The sequence below is a fragment of the Reichenbachiella sp. genome, from assembly GCF_965233835.1.
Classification (GTDB): Bacteria; Bacteroidota; Bacteroidia; order Cytophagales; family Cyclobacteriaceae; genus Reichenbachiella.
The window spans coordinates 980,991-1,007,655 of record NZ_OZ247585.1; the positions used below are offsets into that span (position 1 = coordinate 980,991).

General features: G+C 40.7%; 14 protein-coding genes. 8 read left to right on the plus strand and 6 right to left on the minus strand.

The window, feature by feature from the left end; all coding sequences use genetic code 11:
• Nucleotides 1–31 precede the first annotated feature (31 nt).
• Entirely contained in the window at nucleotides 32–271 is a 240-nt protein-coding gene (locus tag ACO6S2_RS04195) for a hypothetical protein (RefSeq protein ID WP_422361267.1), read from the minus strand.
• A gap of 207 nt (nucleotides 272–478) precedes the next feature.
• Between ACO6S2_RS04195 and ACO6S2_RS04200 the strand changes: the two genes are divergently transcribed.
• From ACO6S2_RS04200 to ACO6S2_RS04225, 6 genes are all read left to right on the plus strand, one after another.
• Complete coding sequence (locus tag ACO6S2_RS04200) at nucleotides 479–778, plus strand: hypothetical protein (RefSeq protein WP_422361268.1); 300 nt, start codon at nucleotides 479–481, stop codon at nucleotides 776–778.
• 2 nt (nucleotides 779–780) lie between these two features.
• Complete coding sequence (locus ACO6S2_RS04205) at nucleotides 781–3,711, plus strand: DUF6443 domain-containing protein (RefSeq protein WP_422361269.1); 2,931 nt, start codon at nucleotides 781–783, stop codon at nucleotides 3,709–3,711.
• Nucleotides 3,712–3,719: 8 nt separating this feature from the next.
• Nucleotides 3,720–9,626 (plus strand): hypothetical protein, encoded by a 5,907-nt coding sequence (locus ACO6S2_RS04210; RefSeq protein WP_422361270.1) that lies wholly within the window; start codon nucleotides 3,720–3,722, stop codon nucleotides 9,624–9,626.
• A 591-nt stretch (nucleotides 9,627–10,217) separates the two neighbouring features.
• Nucleotides 10,218–13,532, plus strand: coding sequence for an RHS repeat domain-containing protein (locus ACO6S2_RS04215; RefSeq protein ID WP_422361271.1), 3,315 nt, complete (start codon nucleotides 10,218–10,220; stop codon nucleotides 13,530–13,532).
• Between the two features lie 170 nt (nucleotides 13,533–13,702).
• Nucleotides 13,703–13,885 (plus strand): hypothetical protein, encoded by a 183-nt coding sequence (locus ACO6S2_RS04220; RefSeq protein ID WP_422361272.1) that lies wholly within the window; start codon nucleotides 13,703–13,705, stop codon nucleotides 13,883–13,885.
• Between the two features lie 320 nt (nucleotides 13,886–14,205).
• Nucleotides 14,206–17,928, plus strand: coding sequence for a M4 family metallopeptidase (locus tag ACO6S2_RS04225; protein WP_422361273.1), 3,723 nt, complete (start codon nucleotides 14,206–14,208; stop codon nucleotides 17,926–17,928).
• A gap of 84 nt (nucleotides 17,929–18,012) precedes the next feature.
• Here the strand turns inward: ACO6S2_RS04225 and ACO6S2_RS04230 are convergent, their stop codons facing one another.
• From ACO6S2_RS04230 to ACO6S2_RS04240, 3 genes are all read right to left on the minus strand, one after another.
• On the minus strand, nucleotides 18,013–18,783 hold the full coding sequence (locus ACO6S2_RS04230) for a hypothetical protein (protein WP_422361274.1): 771 nt from the start codon (nucleotides 18,781–18,783) through the stop codon (nucleotides 18,013–18,015).
• A 176-nt stretch (nucleotides 18,784–18,959) separates the two neighbouring features.
• Nucleotides 18,960–19,733, minus strand: coding sequence for a hypothetical protein (locus ACO6S2_RS04235; protein ID WP_422361275.1), 774 nt, complete (start codon nucleotides 19,731–19,733; stop codon nucleotides 18,960–18,962).
• Nucleotides 19,734–19,793: 60 nt separating this feature from the next.
• The gene (locus ACO6S2_RS04240) at nucleotides 19,794–22,016 is read right to left on the minus strand and encodes a DUF5916 domain-containing protein (protein WP_422361276.1); all 2,223 of its coding nucleotides are present in this window, start codon (nucleotides 22,014–22,016) and stop codon (nucleotides 19,794–19,796) included.
• Between the two features lie 203 nt (nucleotides 22,017–22,219).
• Here ACO6S2_RS04240 and ACO6S2_RS04245 point away from each other — a divergent pair, with 203 nt between their 5' ends.
• Together ACO6S2_RS04245 and ACO6S2_RS04250 are read left to right on the plus strand one after the other, a co-directional pair.
• Complete coding sequence (locus ACO6S2_RS04245) at nucleotides 22,220–23,281, plus strand: sensor histidine kinase (RefSeq protein WP_422361277.1); 1,062 nt, start codon at nucleotides 22,220–22,222, stop codon at nucleotides 23,279–23,281.
• A complete protein-coding gene (locus ACO6S2_RS04250) occupies nucleotides 23,278–23,979 on the plus strand; it encodes a LytR/AlgR family response regulator transcription factor (protein ID WP_422361278.1) in 702 nt (233 codons plus the stop codon). The genes ACO6S2_RS04245 and ACO6S2_RS04250 overlap by 4 nt, the downstream gene beginning before the upstream one ends.
• Here the strand turns inward: ACO6S2_RS04250 and lipB are convergent.
• Together lipB and ACO6S2_RS04260 are read right to left on the minus strand one after the other, a co-directional pair.
• Nucleotides 23,976–24,698: a lipoyl(octanoyl) transferase LipB gene (gene lipB / locus ACO6S2_RS04255; RefSeq protein WP_422361279.1), complete on the minus strand. Its 723-nt coding sequence runs from the start codon at nucleotides 24,696–24,698 to the stop codon at nucleotides 23,976–23,978. The two genes, ACO6S2_RS04250 and lipB, sit on opposite strands and share 4 nt — an antisense overlap.
• 43 nt (nucleotides 24,699–24,741) lie before the next feature.
• Complete coding sequence (locus ACO6S2_RS04260) at nucleotides 24,742–26,421, minus strand: AMP-binding protein (RefSeq protein ID WP_422361280.1); 1,680 nt, start codon at nucleotides 26,419–26,421, stop codon at nucleotides 24,742–24,744.
• Between the last annotated feature and the right edge of the window lie 244 nt (nucleotides 26,422–26,665).

The following is a 26,665-nucleotide window of genomic DNA, read 5'->3' on the forward strand; positions in this document are numbered from 1 at the left end:
CTTATTTGATCTGAATAATTGACAATCAACTTCAAATAAATTCCTTGAATTCCCGTACTTCGAATGGGTTGGTCTGACGTAAAAAGGCTGACCATGACTTCATGGTATGTTCTCTGTCTGTTCTTACTGGATCACAACAACCAGCGTCCATTGTTAGAACATTTGTGCTGGCAGAATTGATTTTCAAATAACCTACTTTGAAATTAATTTTAAACCGTACAACTGACCAATGACAACCTTGGCTCTTTGAGTTCTCAAAGAGCTTATTCAATTGTTTTTGTTCGACTGGCTTTCGTCATTTCTTATTTTGGAATTGGTATGTCTTTGAGTCAGTCTCAGCATTTTTTGGGTATACCGAATCCATTAATTAGATAATTGTGTGGATGTCTGTTATGCAGTTTTGAAAAAGAGTTTCATCTGAGATGTTTACCTTTTTTGGATTTTTCTATACCCTTCAACAAGATGTAATAACCAACTTATGAAAACGAAATTTGTATTCGTCCTAGCCGCCTTGTTGCCACTAGTCTTGCTGGCCAACACAATAGAACCTACTTCAGTCTTGGAATTTCAGCAAACTACCAACACTGGCATGGTGGTCGAGGATAGCTATTTACGTTTTTTTACTGGAGGTACAAAAAGAATGATAATTGATCAGGATGGGAATGCAAGGGATGAGTTATCCAAAAAAATCAAGCTTTTTTCTAAAGTTATAATAGATAAAAAAATAGAGAGAATTGAGATTTTAATGCTCTATCAAATAACATCGAGATTCATGTGAATATGAAAAAAAACTTACTTATTTCAAATAAAATAATAGCGCTAATTTTTTTAGTCGTATGCTTTTGCTGTTCGTTTCAAGTAGTGCAAGCACAGTGTACAACTAAGCCAACCAGGATTGATGGTGGAGGTGTACTTTGCAACGGAACGAAAACACTTGAAGTTATTCCTGCTACTACAGGTGGAATGTTTCAAGTTAAAACCAAATGGTACAAGAACAATACATACCTTGGTGAGGTAACTGGATTTACAAAAACAGTTAACTCATCAGGAACTTACAGTGCGGAATTATCTATTAACGGCCAATGTTATAGCCCGAAAGTTTATACAACTATAACGACTCCAACAGTTACAGGTGGAACGATCAAAAAAAATGGAGATATTTGCACGGGTGCAGACGTGTTTATACCTACCTTATCATTTACGACTGCTTCAAGTGGTGGTACCGTATACTGGCAACGTAAGGCTAGCGGTGGCTCTAGTTATACTGATATTGGTACCGGCCCTACCTATACGCTGTCTATCAACGATATGACTTCCAATGCCTATTACCGTGCAGATACAAGAGGTACCTGTCAGTCTGCAGTTTCCAATGAAATTTATATCACCCGAACACACCTGAATCAGATAAGTTTTAGTGGAATGGGTGACTTAAGTAAATGTCCTGGAGAAGCGATTAGCTTAGCAGGTGCAACACCTAGCGGTGGAAGTTGGTCAGGTACTGGCGTGTCTGGAAATAGTTTTCAAAGTGCTTTCCCAGGTACTTATAGTGTGACTTATACCTATTCTCAAAATAATTGTTCCACGTCTAAAAGTGTCAATGTGGTAGTCCATGAAAAAACGCCAGTTCCAGACGGTATTAGTGACGAAAGGTGTGGTCAGGGTGATGTTACACTTACTATGGATGTAAACGAAGATGTGCCTGATTTACAACAAGGAAAGCAATACTATTGGTATAATAATTCAGGTAGTTTGGTTGCAACATCAGAGCATATGCAGGTGAGCTTGAATGAAGGTCAGGTTAAAAATTTTCAGGCAGCTATGTCATTGGATAATTATCAGAATTGTGTGAGTGATAAAGTACCAGTGGTAGCTCAGTCTCTTCAGGCTTTAAACGGAGGTATTATTGAGAAAGATAAAAATATTTGTACAGGTGGGGTACTTGAATATCCAATTCTTTCCTCAGTTGAAGATCCATCGGGTAGCGATGGAAACTTTGCTATTAGCTGGTTAAGGTCTTTGACAAATTCTAATAATGAATCGAATTGGTCAGTAGTAGGAAGTGGATTGAGCTATACATTACAAGGACTAGACGGTGCTGAATCAGCTTATTATAAAAGAAAGGTTTATTCGTCTGCTTGCGATCAATATACTTATTCCAATACCGTTTTTGTACAAGTTGGGAATTATCCAGTTTTAGACTTAAGTGGAGTAGAAACTTCGGTTTGTCAAGGTGCGGATCTCTCTTTGTCAGGAGCGAGTCCAAGTGGAGGTATTTGGTCGGGTAATGGTGTATCTGGAAATACATTTAATAATTACACTCCTGGAACTTATGATTTGACCTATACAGTGACTACTGCAATAGGATGTCAGGCATCCGAAGTGATTAGTGCGGTTGTGAATGAAATTGTTGGAGCTCCGGCAATTGAAATCAAAATGCATGGTCCAACCCAAACTTCAAATAGCATATGTCCTGAAAATGAAATGCGATTTGAGGCGGTCAGTAATTCGAAATATGACATAGAACAATATAAATGGACCTTGAACGGTGTATTACTTAGTGCTAACCTAAGTCATAGTGTGGTTTCATTTAATGCCTCTGATTTGATTGGAAGTAGCATTAAGTTTCAAATTGAAGTTGACCCAGGTACGGACTGTATAGCAACGGAAAGTGAAGAATTGACCTTGACCGAAGGGGTAAATTTCACTGTTGTCAATCCACAAATCCATGAAAATCGATTTGACTTGCAAGCAGTCAAAAATGTATCTAATCCGAGTGTATATCAAATCAAATATGCGAATGCACAAAGTGGTTTTAAGTATTACCTGTATAAAAATGAAAATGAAATCCAGAATGCGATAGGAACTGGTGAAGAATTGTCTTTTACAGTAACCAGTTTTGGAACTTATTGGATGTTAGTGGAACCGTTGGATAACATTTGTAATGTAAGTTATACTTCCAATGGCGTTAGACTTTGTGAGAATTTAGCCAATTGTGATAATTCAATAGAAACTGCCGAATACAAGCAGGTGTATCAAGTAGCGCCGATTACTAGAAATGCCTATTCTGTAAGAGAGTCAACTTCTTATTTTGATGGCATAGGTCGTGGCAAATTAATTGTTCAGCACGAGCAAACTGCTTCGGAAAATGAAATTATACAAGTAAAAGTGTTTGATGATTTCGGTAGAGAAACCAAATCCTATTTGACTCATTCTTCCTCTGAGCTGAACAGTTTGATTTTGGACGAGCATTTAGTAAACCAAAACGCATTCTACGATAATCATTTTGGGACAAATGATGGTGATCATGCCTATTCCGAGACGGAATTCGAACCGTCCCCGCTGAATCGTCCATTAAAAACTTTTGCACCAGGTCAAGCCTGGGGCAAAGCGGGTGGTAACAAACCGATGACCTTTGATTATCAGACGAACTTGGCAGATGAAGTTATCCGCTGGGAATTGGAAGGTGAAGAATTAAAGAAGTTGAACACTTATGATCCTGGTACACTTTACAAAACAGTCACCACGGATGAAAATGGTAATCAAGTACAGGAGTTCACAGACCTTCGGGGTCGGGTGGTTCTGAAAAAAGTACAGGAGTCGGCGTCTGCACCCACCTCAGATGAGAACTGGCTCCAGACCTATTACATCTATGATGATTTTGGAAATTTACGTTTTGTTTTACCACCTGCAGCCATTCGGCTATCTAAATAACCAGCCCTATGAATTCAAAGATTTTGTTAATTATTCGTACGATCGCTTTTATTGCATTTGTTTTGGTATCCATGGGTAGTTCCTATGGTCAGGAATTGAAAAAGTCATCGGCTAGTTCATCCCAGCTGGTAGCTCCAATGATAGCTCCACCACCGCCGGACCCTGATCCGGGAGGCGGTGGCGGTGGCGGCGGTGGTTCCACGAATCCACCAGCCACACCATCCAGCTCATTTACCACTACCTACAATTGCGGTTCAACCAGAGTGAAACGAAATTCGAATCCACCGGCAGGAGTGGTTTGGTACTGGCAAACCTCTTCAAGTGGAACGAGCAAGAGCTATCAGAGCAATACCTATACTTTTTCAAGTTCTAGAAATGTCTACCTTCGATCGTATAATCCCCTCAATAGGAAATGGGGAGGATCAATAAGCGCAGGTTATAAATCTGTGAATCCCAATACATTGAATGCAGGGAATACAAGTGGAGCGAAGACTATTTGTTATGGCGCTTCTGCCGGAACTTTAGGGAATTCTTCCAGTGCTAGTGGTGGTTTATCTTCCTATAGTTATCAATGGCAGGTGTCCAGTAATAACTCGAACTGGTCAAATATTAGCGGAGCTACAGGTAAAACATATTCTCCCGGTAACTTGACATCTACCAGGTATTACAGAAGAAGAGTGACCTCCTGCGGGAAAACCAAGTATGCCGCCAGCGAAAAAATCACCGTAAGAGGTAATTTGAAAGCTGGAAGTATCGGAAATGCCCAAACGGTTTGCTACAATGGTAACCCTAGTACATTGACCAATACATCTTCTGCTTCTGGTGGTGCTACACGTACCTATCAATGGCGAAAGTCTACGACGAGCTCATCTAGTGGGTTTTCAAACATCAGCGGAGCTACAGGTAGCACTTATAACCCTCCCAGTATTACAAAAACTACATGGTATAGAAGAAGGGTTACCTCGAGTTCTAATTGTGGATATAAGGATTCTAATGCAATTAAAGTCACCATGAGATCGAATTTGAATGCAGGAAGCATAGGAAATGCTCAGACGTTATGTTACAATGACGATGCAAATACTTTAACTAATACAACGTCAGCTTCTGGTGGAGCCACTCGGACTTATCAATGGCAACATTCAACTACCAACTCTTCGAGTGGATTTGCAAATATTAGTGGGGCTACCGGAAGTACCTATAATCCTCCAGCCTTGAGCCAAACCACCTGGTATAGAAGGAAAGTAACTTCAAGTTCGGGATGTGGTACAAAGTACAGCAACGTGATTCAGGTAACAATTCATCAAGACCTGACTGCAGGGAGTATAAGCAATGCCCAAACGCTTTGTTATGGAGGTGATCCGGCCCCAATTAGCAGTACATCAGTGGCCGCTGGAGGGACAAATCTCAGCTATATCTGGCAAAGGTCTACAACCAACTCCGCTAGTGGATATTCAGATATTAGTGGTACTAATAGTAGTGCATTTGATCCATCGGCATTGACTCAAACGACCTGGTTTAGGAGAAAAGTGACATCAGGATCCGGCTGTGGCACCCAATACACCAACGCCATTGAAGTTACGATTCATGAAGAGCTTGATGCTGGTGAAATAGGCTCTGAGCAGTCGATATGCCAAAATGGTGATCCAGAGATATTTACCAATATAAGCGCTGCGAGTGGCGGAACCTCCCTTACCTATCAGTGGCAACAATCCACTGAGAGTGAAACTGGTGGATTTACAGACATCTCCGGCGCCAATGCAAGTATCTACGATGCACCTGAAATATCAGAAAGCACCTGGTACCGACGTGCAGCTACCTCAGCTTCTTTCTGTGGTACGGTATATACGCAGGCCGTACGTGTCAATGTACATGAGGTTTTGCAAGCCGGAGCAATTACCCCCACGGATCAACAAGTATGTAGGGGTGAAGCACCTGCAGATTTAGAGGGCACTCTGCCGGTAGGTGGAGATGAAAATTACACTTATCAGTGGGAGTCTTCTACAGATGGACTTGTATGGAACCTGCAATTGGGAGCAACCGGAGTAAATTATTCTTTTGGTACAGTAAATCAAACCATCAGCTTGAGGAGGACGGTGACCAGTGCTTGTGGTAGTGCCGTATCGAACGTGGTAGACATCACTGTAAAGGAGCTACCAGAGCCAGGTACCATTGGAGACGATATACAAATATGTGTAGAGGATCCATCAGAAATGCTTACCGGGACAGAATTTGTTGATCCTGAATTGGCTTTTCAATGGCAGTCTTCCGACGATGAGTTGGTTTGGATTGATATACCTGGGGAGACCCAACCAGCCTATACCCCACCTGTCGAAACTAAATTTTATCGCAGGGGAGTCATAAAAAATGGGTGTATCAATTATTCAGGAGGGAAAAAAGTTGAAGCTATTATCTGTTCACCAGATGCAGGTACAGATCAAATCGCACTAAACAATGATGCGCCGGTAAGCTTAGTAGGATCCCCCTCAGGAGGCATCTGGACAGGCCGAGGAGTAGAGAGCAATGTATTCCACCCCGAAGTGGCAGGAATCGGAGAGCATGAGTTGACCTATACCTATACCTCAGGGCCGGGTGGCGAAAGAATGGACAAGATGATTGCTAAAGTAGAGTTTAATGCTGTGACGCCTACTTTCTTAAGTAATTATGCATTTGAATACCGCTACGACGAGCGTCAGCGCATGATCATGAAGCAAGTACCAAGTGCAGGAACGGTATATATGGTCTATGATAATAGAGATCGTCTGGTACTGACCCAGGATGGTAACCAACGACCTGAGAAAGAATGGACTTTTACCAAATATGATCAATTGAACCGCCCGGTGCTTACAGGTATTTATACGCACAGTAGTGAAATCGACCAAGCGACTATGCAGGGCATAGTAGACCAGTTTTACACCGATGCCGAAGCCAATACTATGCCGGGAGAAAGAGTAGATGAGTGGTATGAAGAAAGAGGCTCAGCCGTACATGGCTATACGAATACCTCCTTTCCATTAGTTTCTTCGGTGGATAAATACCTTACCGTCACCTACTACGATGACTATGGTTTTTCTACAGACAGTTATTGGAGCCTCGGAGATTACACTTCCGAAAATCGGGCCAAAACCTATATAACAGGAGCAAAGGTAAGAGTAGACCTCCCAGATGGGACTTATGACTGGAATGAATCCGTGACTTTGTATGACAGCCGCTACCGTGTAGCCAGTACGATCTCACAAGACTATCAAGGCAACAAAGATACTTTTGTGAATGAATACTATAGCTTGGTTCATCCACTGGTGGTAAAGACGATTCATACTCATGAAAGTGCAATCACCTTAGAGACTACGGAGATAACCAAGGAGTTCGATCACGATCATGCTGACCGATTGATGAAAGTTACCCAAACTCTGGACGTGACCAGTGATCCTTCTTTTACGGCAATCACCAAAGTGATATTAGAAAACGAATACAACGAACTGGGTGAACTGATCAAAAAGAAGCTTAACGACGAAGGAGACAAATTCAGTCAGGAAGTAGACTATCAGTACAACATCCGTGGCTGGTTGACTAAAATCAATGATCCCGTCGCTCCAGACCCCAAGGATTATTTTGCCATGCAGCTCAAGTATGACGAAGCTGGCCAGTACAACGGCAACATAGGAGCAACAGCATGGAAGAACCCTTTTGAGACAGTGCAAAATCAGTACGACTATACTTATGATCCGGTGAACCGACTGAAGTCAGCTACCTACAACAGTGGCGCTTTCTCAGTACCCAACATCGACTACGATGCTAATGGAAATATCATGGCCCTTCAAAGAAAAGGGCTCGATGATACTGGAAGTACCACAGATTGGGATATTCTTGACTACAAGTATGTAGGTAATCAATTGACCAAGGTGGATGACACTGGGTCAACAGATTTAGGTTTCAAAGACGGCGCCAGTGCAAGTACAGAATATGAGTATGATGCCAACGGCAACATGATCAGTGACGCCAACAAAGGCATCGAAAAGATCGAATACAATCACCTGAACCTTCCTGTTAAGGTAACCATGTTCCCCCTTGAGGGGGAAACACAAGGGGGTGTAATAGAGTACATCTACGATGCTGCCGGTACCAAGCTTGCACAGATGGTCTATGAAGGTGGTACCCAAACCAAGCGTACAGACTATCAAGGAGCCTTTATCTACGAATCCAAAAATACAGACCCAAGCCAATTGCAGTTCATACAGCATGAGGAAGGAAGGATCGTGTATGAAACAGATGTGAATGGGGATTTCGTCGAGTACGAATACCAATACCATCTCAAAGATCATTTGGGCAATGTGAGAGCAACATTCAAGGAAGAAGGAGATCAGGAGCAATCATTGGCCAGCTTTGAGCCAGCAGTACAAACCAATGAATCAAACTATTTCACAGGCTACGACGGCATGGTAAAGATCACAGCAGAATTGTTCAACCATACCGCTGGAGGCAATACCTCAATTCGCTTGAATGGCTCAACCAACGAAAGAGAAGGCATGGGCAAGTCGCTTAAAGTAAAACCCGGGGATGTGATCGACATGGAAGTATATGCCAAGTACTTTTTGCAGTCCGAGTCGGGAGGCTGGACAAATGCAATGAATACCATGGTATCGAACATCGCATCCAATGTAGGAGGCATAGTAGTTGATGGAGGTGGCATAGGAGCAGATGCCAATCCTTTCGTAGACTGGAGTGGTAAGACCAACCCTACGGCGGCACCTGAGGCTTACCTCAACTATATGGTTTTTGACGAGTACTACAATCCGATCAGCGAACAGACCGGTCATCAGCAGATCAGCGAACTTGCCAAGGAAACAGGAATCAATGTAACAGAAGAAAATCCAACTGGTGAGGATCACGAAAAACTGGAACACAGTATAACCATCACCCAATCGGGATATGTCTATATTTACCTATCGAATGAGGAAGACACTCCCATAGATGTATTCTTTGACGATTTTACAGTCACCCAGCATCACACACCCATTGTCAGCAAGGATGATTATTATCCTTTTGGGTTGACGTTCGCTAGTTATAATAGACCTGCTTCAATAGATCAAAAATGGAAGTTCCAAGGACAAGAGCATATCGATGACTTGGGTGTGAATTGGGACTCCTTCAAATGGAGAAATCATCAGCCTGATCTGGGTAGGTTCTTTAATGTTGATCCTATGGCTGATGCATTTTATTATAATTCCCCATATGCTTTCAGTGAGAATAAAGTGACTACTCATATTGAGTTAGAAGGATTGGAAGCATTTTTCATTCACGGCACTTCAGCAAGTTCGAGCATGTGGACTGATGATTTGGTAAGATTTGTTAGAACTGTCTTGACGAGTAATACTAATTCTGATGTTAAGTTTTCGTGGGATAATTCATACAGAGGAATAAGAAATAGAAACTGGTTATTTAATGATTCCGAAGATCGTGCTGTAGCTGGTCGTCATCTTGCAGCACATGTAATGAAAAATAGAATAGATGGAGAAGGAGTAACTTTGATTGGACATAGTCATGGTGGCAATGTAGCAATTCAAGCAGCAAAATTACTCTGGGAAAATCATGGAGTTAAGGTGGATATCGTCAATTTTAATACTCCTGCGTACAATGATAAAGGACCTGAAGATCCTGAATTTGCAAACTTCTATATAAAAAACCTGATGCATTTTTATACTAAACAAGATGGTGTAGCCGGTGGTTTAGCTGGAGATGATAAGTATAAATATTCTGGAAGTTATATCCAGCAAATACAATTGGTTAGTCCAGCACGGTTAGGATGGATGCAATCCCATTACATGAATAATGTAAATAGAGATGAAGTAAGTAAGAAGGCGCCGAAGAAAAAGAAGAAAAAGAAAAAGAAAACAAAATTTAATCCATTTAGAGCTTAATTGATATGACGAAAAGTATCTTCATGTGGAATTTTATACTGGGAATAGGGATTAGTTTCCTATTCTATTATTCAGCTTATTTACAGTCATTTAAGGTGGATTATTTCCTTTGGGGTACAAATAATGACGGGTTATTTTTATTAGTTATTCCACTAATAATTTTACCTATTTTAGTTTTGTTATCAATAATGAAATGGTTTCTAATAAAAAGATCTAACATTTCAGCTATTATAAAAAATGGACATTGGGTCTATATAGCATTAGGCATTTTTATAGTTCTTTTTACAATCATCGAGATTTATTTTTTGGCTATGACCTTTTCTACACTAGCAGGATTAACTGGTACTTTAGAACAATTTTATTTAGTAATAAATAAAGATGAATTTGGGAATTGAAGTCATGTATCCAACCATCAGTCCAGCTATCAACCCCGATCGGGCGCGTCGGCGATGCGTTCGTGAAATAGAACCCACTAGCGCGCTTTTGTAAAGCGTGCTGATTTAGCTACAAGCTTGTAGCTTATACCTAGAAAGAAGAAAGTTTAATTGCACCCATTTGTAATGGGTGCTGCAATTGAAACTAAAAATATAAATGAAAATGGTCCCTAACAATCAAAAAAGAATTCTTGCAAGAATAAAACAGGAAAAAAGATGGATTCGAATTATTTGGATCTGTTTCATCCTTTTGAGCAGTAGTGTCATATCGCAGGCACAGGATTACTTACCTAATATTTTGCCCCCTTCACCAGAGGCGAGCAGTATTACACAGTATGTTGACTTTAAGATCTCAGAGTATACGGGAGCTGTTTCACACAATATCCCTATTCATACCTATCAAGAAGGTGATGTGAAAGTACCGATATCGCTGAGTTATCATGGGGCTGGTTTTCCGGTTAGTACAGTGGCTTCACGAGCGGGTCTGGGTTGGACGCTTTTGGCTGGAGGAGCAGTATCTCGAGCTATGGTTGGTCAGCCAGATGATATCAATGGTTTCCTGAGCTTGGCAGGATCTTCTTGGGGAAGTGAAACCGTAGATCATAATTATTTGATGGCCGGACCCAATGATCAATCGAGGTTGGGGCTTTTGAGAGAAATCGGAGAGGGGTGCAAGGATTCGCAACCCGACATTTTCAATTTCAATTTTAATGGTATATCTGGTCGATTCTATTTCGACTGGGATAAAAATATTGTGGTTTCTTCTACTAGTAAGGTAAGCGTTACGCCACTTTGGGAAGGTGTGGCCATGGATTCAGAGTTAGCCGGATGGGTCATTACTGCTGGAAATGGTTTTACTTATCGCTTCGAAGCAGTAGAGCGCACATCAATCATTTCTACGAGTATTCAGCGATGTGGGATATCACCTATTCAAGCTTACAATTCTTCTTGGTATCTGACACAGATTTCGAATGCGGCAGATACTAGACATATTTATTTTGACTATGAAAGTTATACTCAAGAAGACCACAACATTTTTCATTCTATCTCTAGGTCACATAACCTTAGCCCAAACTCTGTCTGTGGAGGGACTACCACAGGCACAGATTCTCAGAATCAATCGAATGTAACGATTTATGGGCAGCACCTTTCAAAGGTGAGGGGGAGTCATAATCAAATGGTCATTGATTTGGCTCCTGGAGTAGCTAGGACCGATTTGTCTGGTTCGAACATGAATGTGCTTGGTGCCATTGAGATAAAAAATGGAAGCGATTTGATCAGAAAATTTTCTCTTTCGCATGGTTATAGTACCGGACGATTGACGTTGGTCAGCTTGCAAGAATCCAATGGAGTAAGTGAGTTACCACCTTATCGGTTTTATTACCACGGAGCACTACCAGGTAGAGGAAGCAATGCCTACGATCATTGGGGATTTGCCAATGACAATCAGAGTGATGAAGCTTTCCCGTCTTATGTAGTCAATCATTTGTCAGGAATTGACGAATTGTACGGTGGGGCTGACCGCTCACCATCACTAGCTGGATCCAAAAAAGGTATGTTATATAAAATAGTATATCCGACAGGAGGATTTGATACTTATACTTTTGAATTGAATGAGTACAGATTTGTCAATGACGTAGAACTTGATGAATACATAACAGTGAAAAAGTCAAAAGAAGTAGAAAGCTTAGGGACGACGAATCAGTGTTCAGGTGGGACACCCTTGACTACCACAATGAATGAAGAATATTTTATAATATCACCAAAGCCCGGAGGTATATCCTATCAGGCTCAAGTGAATGTTAGACTGGATATAGCTTATTTTCAAGACAAATACTTGGGTGCAAATATGCCCCCGGCAGTAACTATTTTGGATGCTGATGGTACGGAGATAGCAAGTTACAGTGAGGGTTTTCAACATGACGGAGAACCGTTTGTTCTATTTCTATCACCGGGTACTTATACGATGCAAACAGAAGCGTCATTTAAATGTGATGAATTTGTAGATAAAGCATTTATTAAAGTGTCATATGAAGATTATACAGGATATAAGATGGACTCAAAGTACACAGGGGGGGTTAGAGTATCCAAAATAGAAAAACATGAAGATTATGGTGCACCCAGTAAGTCAATAGACTATGAATACACGCAGGATAATGGACATTCTAGTGGATTTATATATGATGAACCCAACTATATATATAGTAGTTCAAGTTATGTGGCTTCTGGTAGTCTGTCTGACGTAGAGTGTCCTTTTTTGCTCGTGCTACAATCCAATAGACATAGTGTGGCTACTACCCAGGGAAGTCATATTGGATACAAGCAAGTGAAACTAATTGAAGGTGACGGGACTAATGGGTATCAGGTTTTGAACTTTTCAACCAAGGCGGACCTGATCTATCAAGCTCCTCCATTTCAGCCAGCTGTCAGTTCATCATATGCCACTGGTCTGATTGATCTTACACAAGTAAAAAATGCAAATGGAGATTTAGTAAAAGAGATCGATACGGACTATCGTTCTAAGTCGTACACAACGCAAGTACTGAAAGTAGGGTACAAAGGTTCCAATGGCTCATTGCAAGATCATCATTTCAACTTAGGGTCCTATGTGGTGAAAATTGGACATGTTCAAACATCTGAAGTGATGAGTACGATGTATAATGATGGTACTGATGTTGTATCCACAGTATCCCATACCTATGATTCTAATAATCAGCTGTTGATAGAATCAGAGATGCAAACAAGCACGAAGAGTGAAATCACCAGAAATTATTATGCTGGTGATGTAAACAACCCAAATAGTGAAATTCAAGATATGATTACTGATGGCTTGACAGGATTGCCAATAGAGACTTTGAAGTTGGTAAAGGACCCGGATGGAAACAGGGTGATTGGAGGCAACAGTTTTGAATATTCTTCAGGAAAACTGATTAGTGTAGACGAGTTAACAATTTCCGAAAAAATACCTGAAGCATTGTTAAATCTTAGAATTAACAATAATGGTGTAAAGGATTACAGGTATAATGTTTCCGCAATGAAAATTGCATACGATTTGGTTTCTAATCCGGTACAAGTGGATGATAATAGTGAAGTACCGACTGCTTACATCTGGGGGTATCACGATACTTACCCAATAGCAAAAGTGGAAGGTGCAAATTATTCTTATATAAGTTCTTACGTGAGCAACCTTCAGAACCTGTCAGATGCTGATAATGATCGTTGTTTGGATAGTGAAAGTTGTAATGAGAAAAGTTTGCGTAGTGCTTTGAATCATTTCAGAAAAGACCCTCTTTTGAAAGATGTTAGGATCACTACTTATACCCATGATCTGGGGGTTGGCATGACTAGCCAAACGGATCCTAATGGTAATACAACGTATTATAATTATGATGAATTAGGTCGATTGCTAAGTGTGAAGGATCAGGATGCAAATATTATCGAAGAGCATAGTTATAAATATCGTACTCAGTAGGTCCATACTAACGTTGAATGTCTGCCAATAGCTCACGTTTGTAAGGCGTGTTGGAATACAGGTGGGAATATGCGAACGCGTTGCAAATGCGCTAGATCACGTTGTAGTATTAGCAAATCTTTTGAATAAAGAATGCTTGGCAAGCGTGCCAGTTCGGGAAGAGAAAGCATATGGAGTTAGTTAATTATTCAAAACTGGGAAAAGAAGCGTTGCTTTCCATCCCAACCAATGAGTATTATCTCCCTATGCTCTATACACTAGCTTTGGGCCAGAATGACGAAAAACTAACCTCATTTAATGAATCTATATTGATGGGGTCAATGGCCATGAAATCTTTTGTGATTGGATCATAGATCAAGGTTAAATACTAACACTCGTTAGTAAAAAAATGCCGTTTACTAACCATAAGCGGCATTTTTTGTTTAATTGATTTTAAAAATCTATATTGTGGGATTATTCTGATTCAGAATAATATTTTTTAACCTAACCTAACCCAAATGCATACGCTATTATATTCGGCATCAGTCGAAATATTATATCGAAAATATTGCTATAGCTTAATTTATAGCTTTTCGACTTCACACACATTTCTTTTGGATCAAACCCAGTCTAACAGCAGCTAGACTGTCCGATCATACTTACTAATTTAATTATTCAACTAAACCCAATTATTATGAAAAGAGTGTTATACACCCTTTTGATAGTGGCATGTGTCTGCTATCAAGGATTTGCTCAAGACAAATCCAAAACCTTTATCCGGCTAGAAGCTAGCCAAGGACAAATGTCCAAAACTGAATTGTTGAGAAATCAACTGCGCATGAGTTCCTCTGAAGAGATGAAACCCCTCAAGACAGAGGACGATCAACTAGGCTATCGCCACGAGAAATTTGAACACTTCTACAAAGGCATAAGAGTAGAAGGGTCCACTTACACCATTCACTCCAAAAATGGCGTGCCCACTCATATGACAGGTAACTACGCAACAATAGCTGAGGTTGATATCAATCCTCAAATAACAGGTTCATCAGCTTTAAGTGCAGCTAAGTCAGCGACTGAGGCCAGTGAGTTTGCCACGCTGTCTCAAGACAAATCCGATGGAGAGTTGGTCATAGTCCAAAATACTTCTAATGGATACAAAGCTCGTCTAGCCTACAAGTTTCACATTTTGGGCAATAAGCCCTTCGTGAATGCCTATGTGTATATCGATGCTAAAACTGGTGAGATAGTGAGATACAACAGTGTAATTAAACATGCAGACGCAGTAGGGTCAGGGGCTACCCGCTATAGCGGAACCCAGACCATCACTACCGATAGCAATAGCGGTAGCTACAGGTTGAGAGACTATTCCAGAGGAAATGGCATTTTGACTTATGATGGTACCACGGCTACAAGTGCCAATCAAACCACAGGTAGACCGAATGGTTCTTCGGATTACACGGACAACAACAACAGTTGGACTGCTGGAGAGTATGATAATGCAGATAAGGACAATGCTGCGCTAGATGCACATTTTGCTGCTGAGGCTACTTACGATTTCTTTATGAGCAATTTCAATAGAGATAGTTATGACGGAAATGGAGCGTCTATCGAGAGTCATGTAAACACGGATATCGAGTCAGTATACGGATATCCAAGTGGGTATAATGACAATGCATTCTGGACTGGCTATGTGATGGTATACGGAAAAGGCAATAGCCTTGACCCATTGACCACTGTAGATATTACAGCCCATGAAATCGGTCATGCATTTTGTACGGGTACTGCAGATTTGGTTTATGAAAAAGAATCAGGTGCTATGAACGAAGGACTAAGCGATATCTGGGGAGCTTGTGTCGAATACTATGTCAATCAAAACTATGGGTTGAATAAAGACCTTTGGAATTTGGGAACAGAGATCGGACAAACGTTTAGATCTATGTCAAACCCTAAGGCTTACGGTGATCCGGATACTTATGGTGGCACCAACTGGGTAAGCCAAAACTGTACACCGAGTAATCAGAACGACTACTGTGGCGTACATACCAATAGTGGTGTAACTAATCACTGGTTTTATGTGTTGGTGGCGGGTGAGACTGATACCAATGATAACAATGATTCCTACAGTGTAACTGGCATTGGTGTTGACGATGCTGCTGCTATCGTTTGGAGAACGGAGTCCGTTTACCTTAATACTAATTCAGATTATGCAGATTTCAGAACTTATTCTATTCAATCGGCAGTGGAGCTATTCGGTTCTGGTTCAGCTCAGGAAATAGCCGTAACCAATTCATGGTATGCTGTGGGTGTTGGGTCAGAATATGTACAGACTTGTTCTTTGGCTGCACCAAGCAATTTTGCTTCATCAAGTATTAATAACAATGGGTTCACCCTTTCTTGGAGTGCTGTTTCAGGAGCAGCGTCATATACCGTTACGGTTGGAGGTTCTTCGACTAATGTTGCAGGTACCAGCCATGTTGCTACTGGATTGAATTCAGGGACACAATATGCTTGTACGGTAGTAGCTAACTGTGGTACTGGTGGCAGCGGACTTTCGTCCAATCTAAACGTAACTACCACAGGAACACCACCACTCAACTATTGTTCATCCAATGGGAATAATACTTCTGATGAGTACATCGGTAGAGTTCAGCTCAATACTATCGATAATTCAACAGGTGCTTCATCTGGAGGGTACGGTGATTATACTACTCAATCGACCAGCTTAACTAAAGGTGATCAATACACCATAACTATCACGCCAACTTGGGCAGGCACGGTTTATAATGAAGCCTACTCAGTTTGGATTGATTACAATCAAGATGGTGATTTTGCTGATGCGGGAGAACAGGTATTTTCCCAAGCTGCATCGCAAACTTCTCCGGTTAGTGGATCATTCACGGTACCAAGTGCAGCGGCCAATGGCAATACCCGAATGAGAGTGTCCATGAAGTACAATGGCATTCCTACTTCTTGCGAGTCGTTTCAATATGGAGAAGTAGAAGACTACACGGTCAATTTGGTAACTGGTTCTTCAGACACTGAGGCGCCAACGGCACCCACAAGCCTAGCTGCATCAAACATTACACAGACTACGCTTACACTCAATTGGACTGCATCCACAGACAATGTAGGTGTAACAGGCTATGACGTGTATCAGGGCGCCACTAATATTGGAACTGTCACTACTAACTCAGCTGACATCACTGGTTTGACTGCTGGTACCGCTTATTCATTTAGTGTTAGAGCTAAGGATTTGGCTGGTAATGTTTCGGATGCGAGCAATACCGTAAACGTAACCACCCAAAGTGCGGGCATGACTTGTTCATCTACGGAGACCATTCCATATGCAGAGGGATTTGAGTCCGGCTTTGGTGGTTGGACTAATTTAAGTGGAGACGATTTAGACTGGTCAAGGAGAACAGGGTCAACACCTTCAGGTAGTACGGGTCCTAGTAGTGCTTCGGAAGGGAGCTACTACATCTATGTAGAAGCTTCGAGTCCAAACTATCCAAGCAAGACTACTCAAATAGAAAGTCCATGTTATGACCTCTCAACAGAGACAGCGGCTAGTTTCTCCTTTAAATATCATATGTATGGAGCTACTATGGGCTCACTGGTGCTGGAAGCTACTACGGATGATACCAATTGGTCATCGGTATGGTCTGAGTCTGGCAATCAAGGCAATAGCTGGCAGACGGCGAATGTTAATTTGGACTCCTATGCAGGGGGTGTGGTAAAACTTAGGTTTGCTGGAACCACAGGGTCTAGCTATACAGGAGACATTGCTGTTGATGACATTTCCTTCACCACAGGAGGGCCTGGCGGAACAACAGATGTGACGCTTACTTTGACATTTGATAACTACCCTGAGGAGACCAGCTGGCAAATTCTCAGCGGAAGTACCGTGGTTTCTTCTGGTGGTACTTATGGCTCTCAGCCTGATGGATCAACATTGAACGTTAATGTTACTTTGGATGATGGATGTTATGATTTTGTAATTAATGACACCTATGGTGACGGTATTTGCTGTTCTTATGGTAGTGGATCGTACAGCTTGACAGACGGAAGTACTACGTTGGCGTCTGGAGGGTCTTTTGGCTCAAGTGAGACTACGCCATTCTGTGTAGGTGGTGCAGGCTTTAGTGCCTTTGCTTTTGGAGGAACACCGTCCTCTTCTATAGGTACTCCGGTAAGTGTAGATATGTACCCTAATCCAGTAGTAGGCTATTTCTTAAATATTGTTACTACTAGAGATGAAGTGTCTTATAGAATTACCAACCTTATGGGTAAGAGAATCTCCAGTGGCCAACTGGTGAATAGTAAAGTTGATGTAAGCACCTTGAAATCAGGTATATACTTGCTTCAATTGGTTGATGAAGGAGGAAAATCTGTAATCAAAAAGTTCACCAAAGAATAAATAGCTGACTTAGCCGTTAATTTATCGCAACCTTTTATTATTTAATATAAATACGAGCCGGAGAGGGCAACCTCTCCGGCTTTTTTATTTTTCTACTAGTGATAAAAACTTGGCTTTCATTTCTTCGTTTTCACCCAGATGTGATAGCACCGCCTGTTGTAGATAGTTGGGGATGCTTTGGTTGTTTCTCATCCTTTGACTAATATCTTCCAGCATTGTTATAATCTCGCCGTTGTAAAGTTCTTGCGACTTTAAATCTTCAATAAATGGCTGTAATACTTCAGTTGGAGTGATTTCTGAGATAGGTTCAGCTATTGTGTTTTGGCTGTTCGCAGCATCTAGACAGGCATCATATTCAGCAAATATCTTTTCAAGATCTTTCTTTTTTAATTCTCCAGCTTCGATTTTGTTACTTACTGACTCACAATCTTCAAAATATTCGGCAAACTTCTTTTTAGAGGTTAGGTTACTGACTTTGTATTGGTCTCCTTTCCAGTTGACTAGAATTTTTAATGCATAGTTGGAAGATGTACCTAATTCAGGGTCTTTGTACAAGTATCTGCTGAAGTACTTTGCTTTGATGTCAACTTGTGCAAATTGATACCTGCCATCAATTTTTAAAGTTTCAAAGTCCTGATTTTCATCTAAGTGAACAGAACGAACCTGATAAGCTTTATAACCAGTTTTGGTTTTACCATCTTTTACACGTGCCTCATCTACTTTGTACTTATCACCGGTTTCAAGGTAAATCTTACCATAAACGGTGTCCATTTGGGTGGTTACTAGCCATTGCTCCTGGCTATAGGAGGTCAATGAAACAAATGAAAAAAAGGAGAAAAAGACCAGGACGCGCATAACTAAAAATTGATGTGGCACTAAATAAACTATTTTTTTTCGCTTTTTTTAAGAAAAAGATTGTTCATCTATCCAGTAGATATTTGGCGACCAAAATATTTAATGCCTGGCTACTGATTCGCCGTTGTTATTATTTGATTTGAACTCGAGCCGATGGGTGTAACCGCCTCGGTATATTAGTCTTCTATTATCTTTAAAAATTGAGCCTTCAGCTCCTCATTCTCGCCAAGTTCTGATAGAACAACTTGCTGCAAATATTTTGGAATGAATTCTTCCGCTTCTATTTTTTGTTCAATGTCATTGAGCATAGGAACTAATTGACCCTCATAGAGGTTCTTGGATTTTAGATCGGTAACAAATAATTGGAATTTCTCTTGAGGACTTAATTTTTGCATGCGAGTATCTTCAGGTGGCTGATTTCGAGCTTCATCAATGCACATGTTATACCGAAGAATAACTACTTCCATGTCTTTCGACTTCTTTATATCTTTATTTAAAATTTGATCTTTTAAAGACGGGCAATCTTTCAGGTACTCAGCAAATTTTTTTCTGGAAGTCATGCGACCTATTTTGTACTGTTCCCCTTTCCAGTTGACTAAAATTGGTAATGAGAAATTTGCTGTGCCTACGAGCTCAGGATCTTTATAAAGATATCTACTAAGATACTCACCTACTAAATCCACTTTTGCAAATTGATATCGACCGTCGATTTTTAGTGTCTTGTAATCTTTGTGTGAACCCAGGTGGACCGCGAATAGGTTGTAGGATTTATAGACATTTTTCCCATTTTCATTAGTGAGCCTTGCGGCATCGGGTCTCAGAGGGTCACCAGTGTCCATATAAATCTTACCATATATGGTATCCAATTTAGTTGTGACCAGCCATTGATCTTGACCAAAAGAAGCATGTACCAAAGCGAGAAGAAGGGAGGTTGTTAACAGGGATCGCATATTTCAATATTGATTTGTTACTAAGTAAACCAAATTCTTTCAATTGAAACACAAAAGTCTTTAAATACTCAACCAGTAAGTGAGTTTGAAAACCAATCCTCGGTTTTTTGTTTTAAAATCAGTCGTGGCATAATTGTCGGAGTAAACAAGGAAGAAATCTGACATAGGTTTGTATCTCCATTGTAAGCGACTGTTGATGTTGAAGTTCTCATCTTGGGTATTGTACTGAAGAAATGTCGTCCACCACATATTGTTTCTTAGGCTAATTTCTGCCTTTGGCCCAACAAGATGTAGAGTGGTTTCGCCGTAGCCTTCGGCTAATTTTATTTTGTTCATTCTATAGTCTATAGTAAAAACACCCCAAGGTTGAACCCTATAGCTAATCTGTTGACCAAATTCTATCCTGGTTCCGTTAAAAAAACCTCCAAAATTAAATTCGGTACTGGAATACAGTTTTTTTAGCTGGTTGGTGGAGTAACTGGTTCGATAGTAGTTGAAATCATATTGATCGACAGGTAGTGGAACATCTTCGCCAATCAGGTCTGCAGGTACTTGTAGAGTAACTGATCTATTGAGTATTCCCAGCCACATTCTTGAGTTGTTTTGAAAAATAATGCCACCGTTGAGTGAGGTTCTGCGAGCCATTATTTCCCCATCTGTATTATATTCAAAAACTGTCCAGGTGAACAACTCCGCATTTCTGTACCAACTTTCATCACTACCATTCCACACATAGCCTATCCATGGGTTGATGGAGTGATAACCAATTCTGATAGTGGTATCTAACTCCGCATCGTAGTGATTGAGTCTTGGTGTGAATCCCATTTCAGCGATATAATTTTCACCTACTTTATTGTAGCTAAACCCAGCTCGTATGTTCTCTCCTCTATAGTTGCCATTCAGGGCAATAAACTGATTTTCCTCTAGCTTTTCTTCTGTGGTTGACCAATGCGTTTTTAATGAGGCGTTGAGTTGGCCGCTTTCTGAAACGTAGTTGATTTCCGCGCCTCCGGTTCGGTTATACGACCTTTCAGAAAGTTCATTTTCAGGAAAGTCTTCTTTATTGTTAAAAAGCACTTTAACAGAGGATCGCTTCAAAAACCTTTGCTGGACGCTTCCTACGAAATAGTTGGTGGGACTAAGATCCCCTGAAGCCTTGGTATGAACATCCATGATACCAATACGCATGCCATCAGTAATGTTTCCTGATATTCTTGCACCAAAAGCTACCGGTACTGGTTCGTTGTCTTCGTCAATACCAATTCTTCTGGAGAAAAAAGGGCGAACTGCCCAGGTTCCAAAGTCTGAGAACAGGTCGCTATTTTCCAGGAAGAAACCTCTTTTCTCAGGGAAAAACACACTGAATCTCGAGACATTGGTTACTTGCTGGTCAACATCCACATTAGAAAAATCAGGATTCACAGTCAGGTCCAAATTCAGAGAAGAGGTTAGGGCTATTTTGGCGTCTCCTCCAACATCAAAACTACTCTCCCCTGGTTCTCCTTCTTCATAATCTTTTGATCGTGCGGTAGAAATGTAGGGTATCAATGCCATGTTTCCTTTTGTTTTTGCCGGAGGTGTATCCCAATTTAAGGTACCGAAGTACCCAAGCTCGATGCCATCGAATTCAATGGGCACATGGGCCCAGGTTGAATAGACATTTCTTTTCATGTCATTTCTCACCAAATTGATTCCCCAGTTTGTGTTGTGTTGGTTATACCTCAATGTTTTAAAAGGGATGGCCATTTCCACAGTCCAATGGTCCTCTTGCTTGCTTACAGCCGAAAACCACTTGTTATCCCAATTCGAATCCATATTGGTCGAACTTCCTCTTGCCGTCAGTGTGGCCTCCACTTGAGCTCCGCCTGCATTTACACCAAACAAATATCCGTTGGTCTTAGTATTGATTGGGTCTATGAGGATGCTGAACCCATCACTATCCCAAAAGGCGCTTGTGTTATCTCTTTTGAGGGACTGGATCACCAATTCATCCATTTCTTGGTAGCAAACTGCAGATACATATAAAAAATTGGCGTCATAGGCGAGTTTTACAATAGTCTTAGCTTTAGCCAGTCCAGTGTCCTGCGGCCATTTATTGATGAAATCGGATGAGGGTGTCAATTCGGCCCAAAATGGTTCTTCGAGCTGACCATCGAGCTTTACTTCGGCATCAATTCTTTCAATCTGGAGTTGAAAGTTCTGATTATTACCAGTCTTGTTATTGCCACCAAAGCAGAGCGTAGCAAGGCTACACATCAATAGGGCAGTCAGTCGATAGATCATTAGTAGTTCGTTGAGTCTACAAAATTAACGGGATTGAGTACCAAAGTTGACGGTATGTGACTAATGGTCGATATCAAAGGCTAATTGGCCAATATCTACCAATAGATGTACTTTATTGATGAATATCTACCATTCGAACGCTGCAATTGGCCGTATGTAGCCAAATCAGTATAAACACTAATTGAAACCGTATATTTGTTGCAATGGGAAATATTGAAACCAGCATCGGGAAATTGTTTAAAAACAGACTGTTTAGCCATATTATATTTTGGCTCAGCTATGTTGTTTTCCATGCCGTTTTATGGGGAAGCTATAAGGGCGAATGGGAGCTTGCCTTTATAGATCAACTGATTTACCTGCCGGTAAAAGTTATAATAACCTACTATACCATCTATGTGTTGTTGCCCAAATACGTATTGAAGGGTAAGTGGGTATCTTTTGCTTTTTTGCTGATCGCCTCAGCGCTTACTGGAGGTACACTTTATAGGTTGATTACTTACTATGTAGAGTATCCGCTTTACTACCCTAAATATTTGAATGAGCCTGTGCTTTTGATGTTTAAGATTTTCAAGGGTATCGTTCAGATTTATCCAGTAGTTTTTTTAGCAACCACGATCAAAATTTTAAAACATTGGTATGTTAATCAACAAGACAAACAAATCCTTGCCCATGAAAAATTAGAAGCCGAGTTGAAGTTTTTGAAAACTCAAATTCATCCGCATTTTTTGTTCAACACGCTCAACAATCTTTATGCGCTTACGCTAAAAAAATCTGATCATGCACCAGAGATGGTTTTGAAGCTTTCAGAGCTGATCAATTATATGTTGTATGAATGCAATGCTCCAAAGGTGCCATTGGATAATGAACTGAATTTTATCAAAAATTACATTGAAATAGAGCGCATGCGGCATGGTGACAATCTTGATATCAAAGCCATGATCACTGGGGAAACCAGCGGCGTGTACATAGCACCCATGATTATTTTACCTTTTCTGGAAAATAGCTTTAAGCATGGGGTGAATGAAGAACTGGATAAATCCTGGGTGTATCTGGATTTGTCAATTATTGAAAATAGACTCAAATTGAGCATTGAAAATAGTAAAAGTGAAACGCAGCGATTGGATGACCATGAGCATGGTATTGGTCTGAAAAACGTGAAGCGAAGACTGGACTTATTGTACAGACATGACTACCATTTGGACATCATAGATGGAGCCAAGACTTTTACTGTAATGATGGAAATAAACTTTAGGAAAACGGTATGAAATGTATAATCGTAGATGATGAACCGCTGGCTATTGAAGTCATTGAATCGTATGTTGAGCGCATAGATTCTTTGGAGTTGGTAGGTAAGTTTAGAAATGCAATCAAGGCTTTTGATTACATTCAGTCAGGCGAACCTGTAGATCTTATCTTTCTGGATATTCAGATGCCAAAGTTGACAGGTATAGAATTTTTGAAAACGTTGACCAACCCTCCGAAAGTGATTTTCACCACAGCTTATCGAGAGTATGCACTAGAAGGGTTTGAGCTAGAGGTACTGGACTATTTACTCAAGCCTATATCATTCGATAGATTTATGAAGGCGGTGTCTAAAGCACTCAACCAATCGAAAGAAGTGGAGATTTCGACCAGTGCTGAGGGTGATGATTTTATCTTCTTCAAGTGTGATAAAAAAATGATTCGCGTTGGCCTTAGGGACATTCTCTATATTGAAAGCATCAAGGACTACGTGAAAATTAAAACCGCAGAAAAGGAAGTAGTCACTCATCAAAAAATCAGCGTATTAGAGACGAAGCTTCCCGCCAATCATTTCATCAGGGTGCATCGTTCATTTATCATCAACATTCCTAAAATAGAAAGCTATTCTGCCAGCGAGATAGAACTGAATAATGAAAGCATTCCGGTGGGAAGAAACTATAAAGTAGAGGTGATGGACAAGTTGGGTAAGATTGTGCTTTAGCCTTCAATTAATTGAAGTTCAAATAGCCTAGCCAAATGTCCTTTTAGTCTTTCCTGCACCTCATCCATATCCGGCTTCTCACCTAATTCAAATTCCAGCGAAGTCACAGCCTTATCATCAATACCACAAGGGATGATGTTTTGGAAGTAATTCAAATCTGTCATTACATTGAAGGCAAACCCGTGCATGGTCACCCATCGGCTTGATTTTACCCCCATGGCACAGATTTTTCGAGCTTTGGCTGGGTGGTTAATATCTATCCAAACACCCGTCAGTCCATCGATTCTACCTGCTTCAATTCCGTAATCTGCAAGCGTTAGAATGATCGCTTCTTCTAGTAGTCTCAGATACTTATGAATATCTGTAAAGAAATTATCTAAATCGAGAATAGGGTAGCCTACAATCTGCCCTGGTCCGTGATAGGTAATGTCTCCTCCGCGATTGATTTTATAAAAAGTAGCGTGCTTTTCTTTTAGACCTTGGTCATCCAGCAAAAGATTGGCTTGGTCACCGGACTTTCCGAGTGTGTATACATGAGGATGTGAACAAAAAATTAGATAGTTGGGGGTGATGATTTGTTCTGAATCCTCCTTCTTTCGGTTTTCTATTTTGAGTGCTACGGTTTGGTCAAACAGCTCTGTCTGGTAATCCCAGGCCTCTTGATAATCAATTAGACCCAAGTCAATAAATTTTGTTTCCTTGTTCTGCACTACATTCATTACACTCCTATTATTTCCCGCAAAACTACAAAGAACAATGAGATCAAGTAGGTACCTGTTCCCAAATGATAGTCTCAGGATGACTGTACCATTCTTCTAGTTTGTCAGTATAACGGTGCTCAAGTACATTGCGTTTGATTTTCATTGTTGGTGTAAGAATTCCATTTTCGACACTCCAGGGTTCATGTACGATGATTGCTTTTTTAATCTTCTCGTAATTCATCAGGTCTTTTACGATCTCACCAATGGTGGCCGATAAGCTTTCAAAAACTTCTTCTGGAGATTTTTTCAGCCCGATTTCAGACAGCACCACCAAGGCTATGGGCTGAGGTAGGTTTCTACCGAGTACACAAATTTGTTCCACGTCATTATTCAAAGCAAATCCCCATTCTATCGGACTGGGGACGATGAATTTTCCTTTGGCGGTTTTGAATGTGTCCTTGAGCCGGCCTGTAATAAATAGAAACCCTTCGTCATCCAGTGTACCAATGTCTCCAGTATGCAGGTAACCCCCTTCCATTACCTGAGCAGTCAATTCAGGTTCTTTGTAATACCCAGCCATGACCCAATCGGCTTTCATTTGTATTTCACCCGTTTCTTTGTCTACAACAAGGTCGCATTCAGGATAAGCCTTACCTACACTGCCCACTTTCGTTTTTTCTGGTGGCATAATGGTACATACGCCATGGTTTTCGGTCATGCCATATAATTCCAACAAGGGCATATCTATCGAGCCATACCAATCCAGGAGTGCTTTGGGACATGGTGCCGCAGTAGTAATGATGATTTCGGCACGATCCAGCCCTAGCCCTTTCTTGATTTTGTTTTTAATGAATCCATTGAGCCATGGAATTTTGAATAAAAAATTCAATTTTTTTTGCGGTATTTTTTCTAATACACCAAGCTGAAATTTTGACCAGATTCTAGGTACGCCAAAAAAGATAGTTGGTCTAGTTCCTTGTAAATTTTGAACGAACGTATCCAGTGACTCTACAAACGAAATGGTGCCTCCTGAATATATGGCGGTAGTTTCTACAGCTACTCGCTCTCCCACATGACAAAGTGGGAGATAGGAGAACAGTGTATGAGGCTTAGAAATCACTTCGATAACTTTTTCCACTGCCCTCACAGCCAATTGGTAATTGTGATGCGAGAGCATCACCCCCTTGGGAGTGCCAGTTGTACCTGAAGTGTACAATAGTGCTATTAAATCTTCAGGGTTTGGTATTGGATTTTCTTTAAGAGGAGGAGTGTTTTTAATAATATCTTCCCAACTCATATAGGATTCTTCTTGGCTCAAGGGAAGGGCTATCCCATGCATTTCTTCGGGTACACCTTCTTTCATATTTTCCCATTCGTCGAGTTTACCAGTGAAAATGACCTGACTTTCACTATGAATAAGAATTTCATTGATTTGAGTTGCCGTGAGTGTAGGGTAGATGGGGACAACAATATGCCCTGCCATGGTAATGGCCTGATCCGCCAGTACCCAATGTGCACAATTCTTGGACACTAACGCAACCTTACTTAAGGGGGGTAGTTGTAGGCTCAGTAGATAATTAGCCATTCTCCTTATCTGATCCATGGATTCACCCCAAGAATAAGTTGTCCACTGATCTCCTACTGGCTGCCGTAGAAAAACTTCGTCGGGTTTAACCTGTTCCCAGTGGTACAACATTTCTGTAAGGGTGGGCAGGTTGTCGATGTCTAGCTTTTCATTCATGTAGAAGCACTGTTAGTTGCACCCAACAAGATAACGGAAAGCTAAAAGGCATCACAGGCTTAGGAAGAAAAATTGGCTACGTCTCTAATGAAAAAAAGGTTTTATGTACAGGATTGACCTATTTTTTGTACAAAAGTGAACAGTAAGAGTACACATATAAAGCCTGAATAATGTGTAACTATCTATTAATCAGGGATTAACAATAGTTGGCATCAGAATGGTTATTAAGTTGGCAAGGTCAATT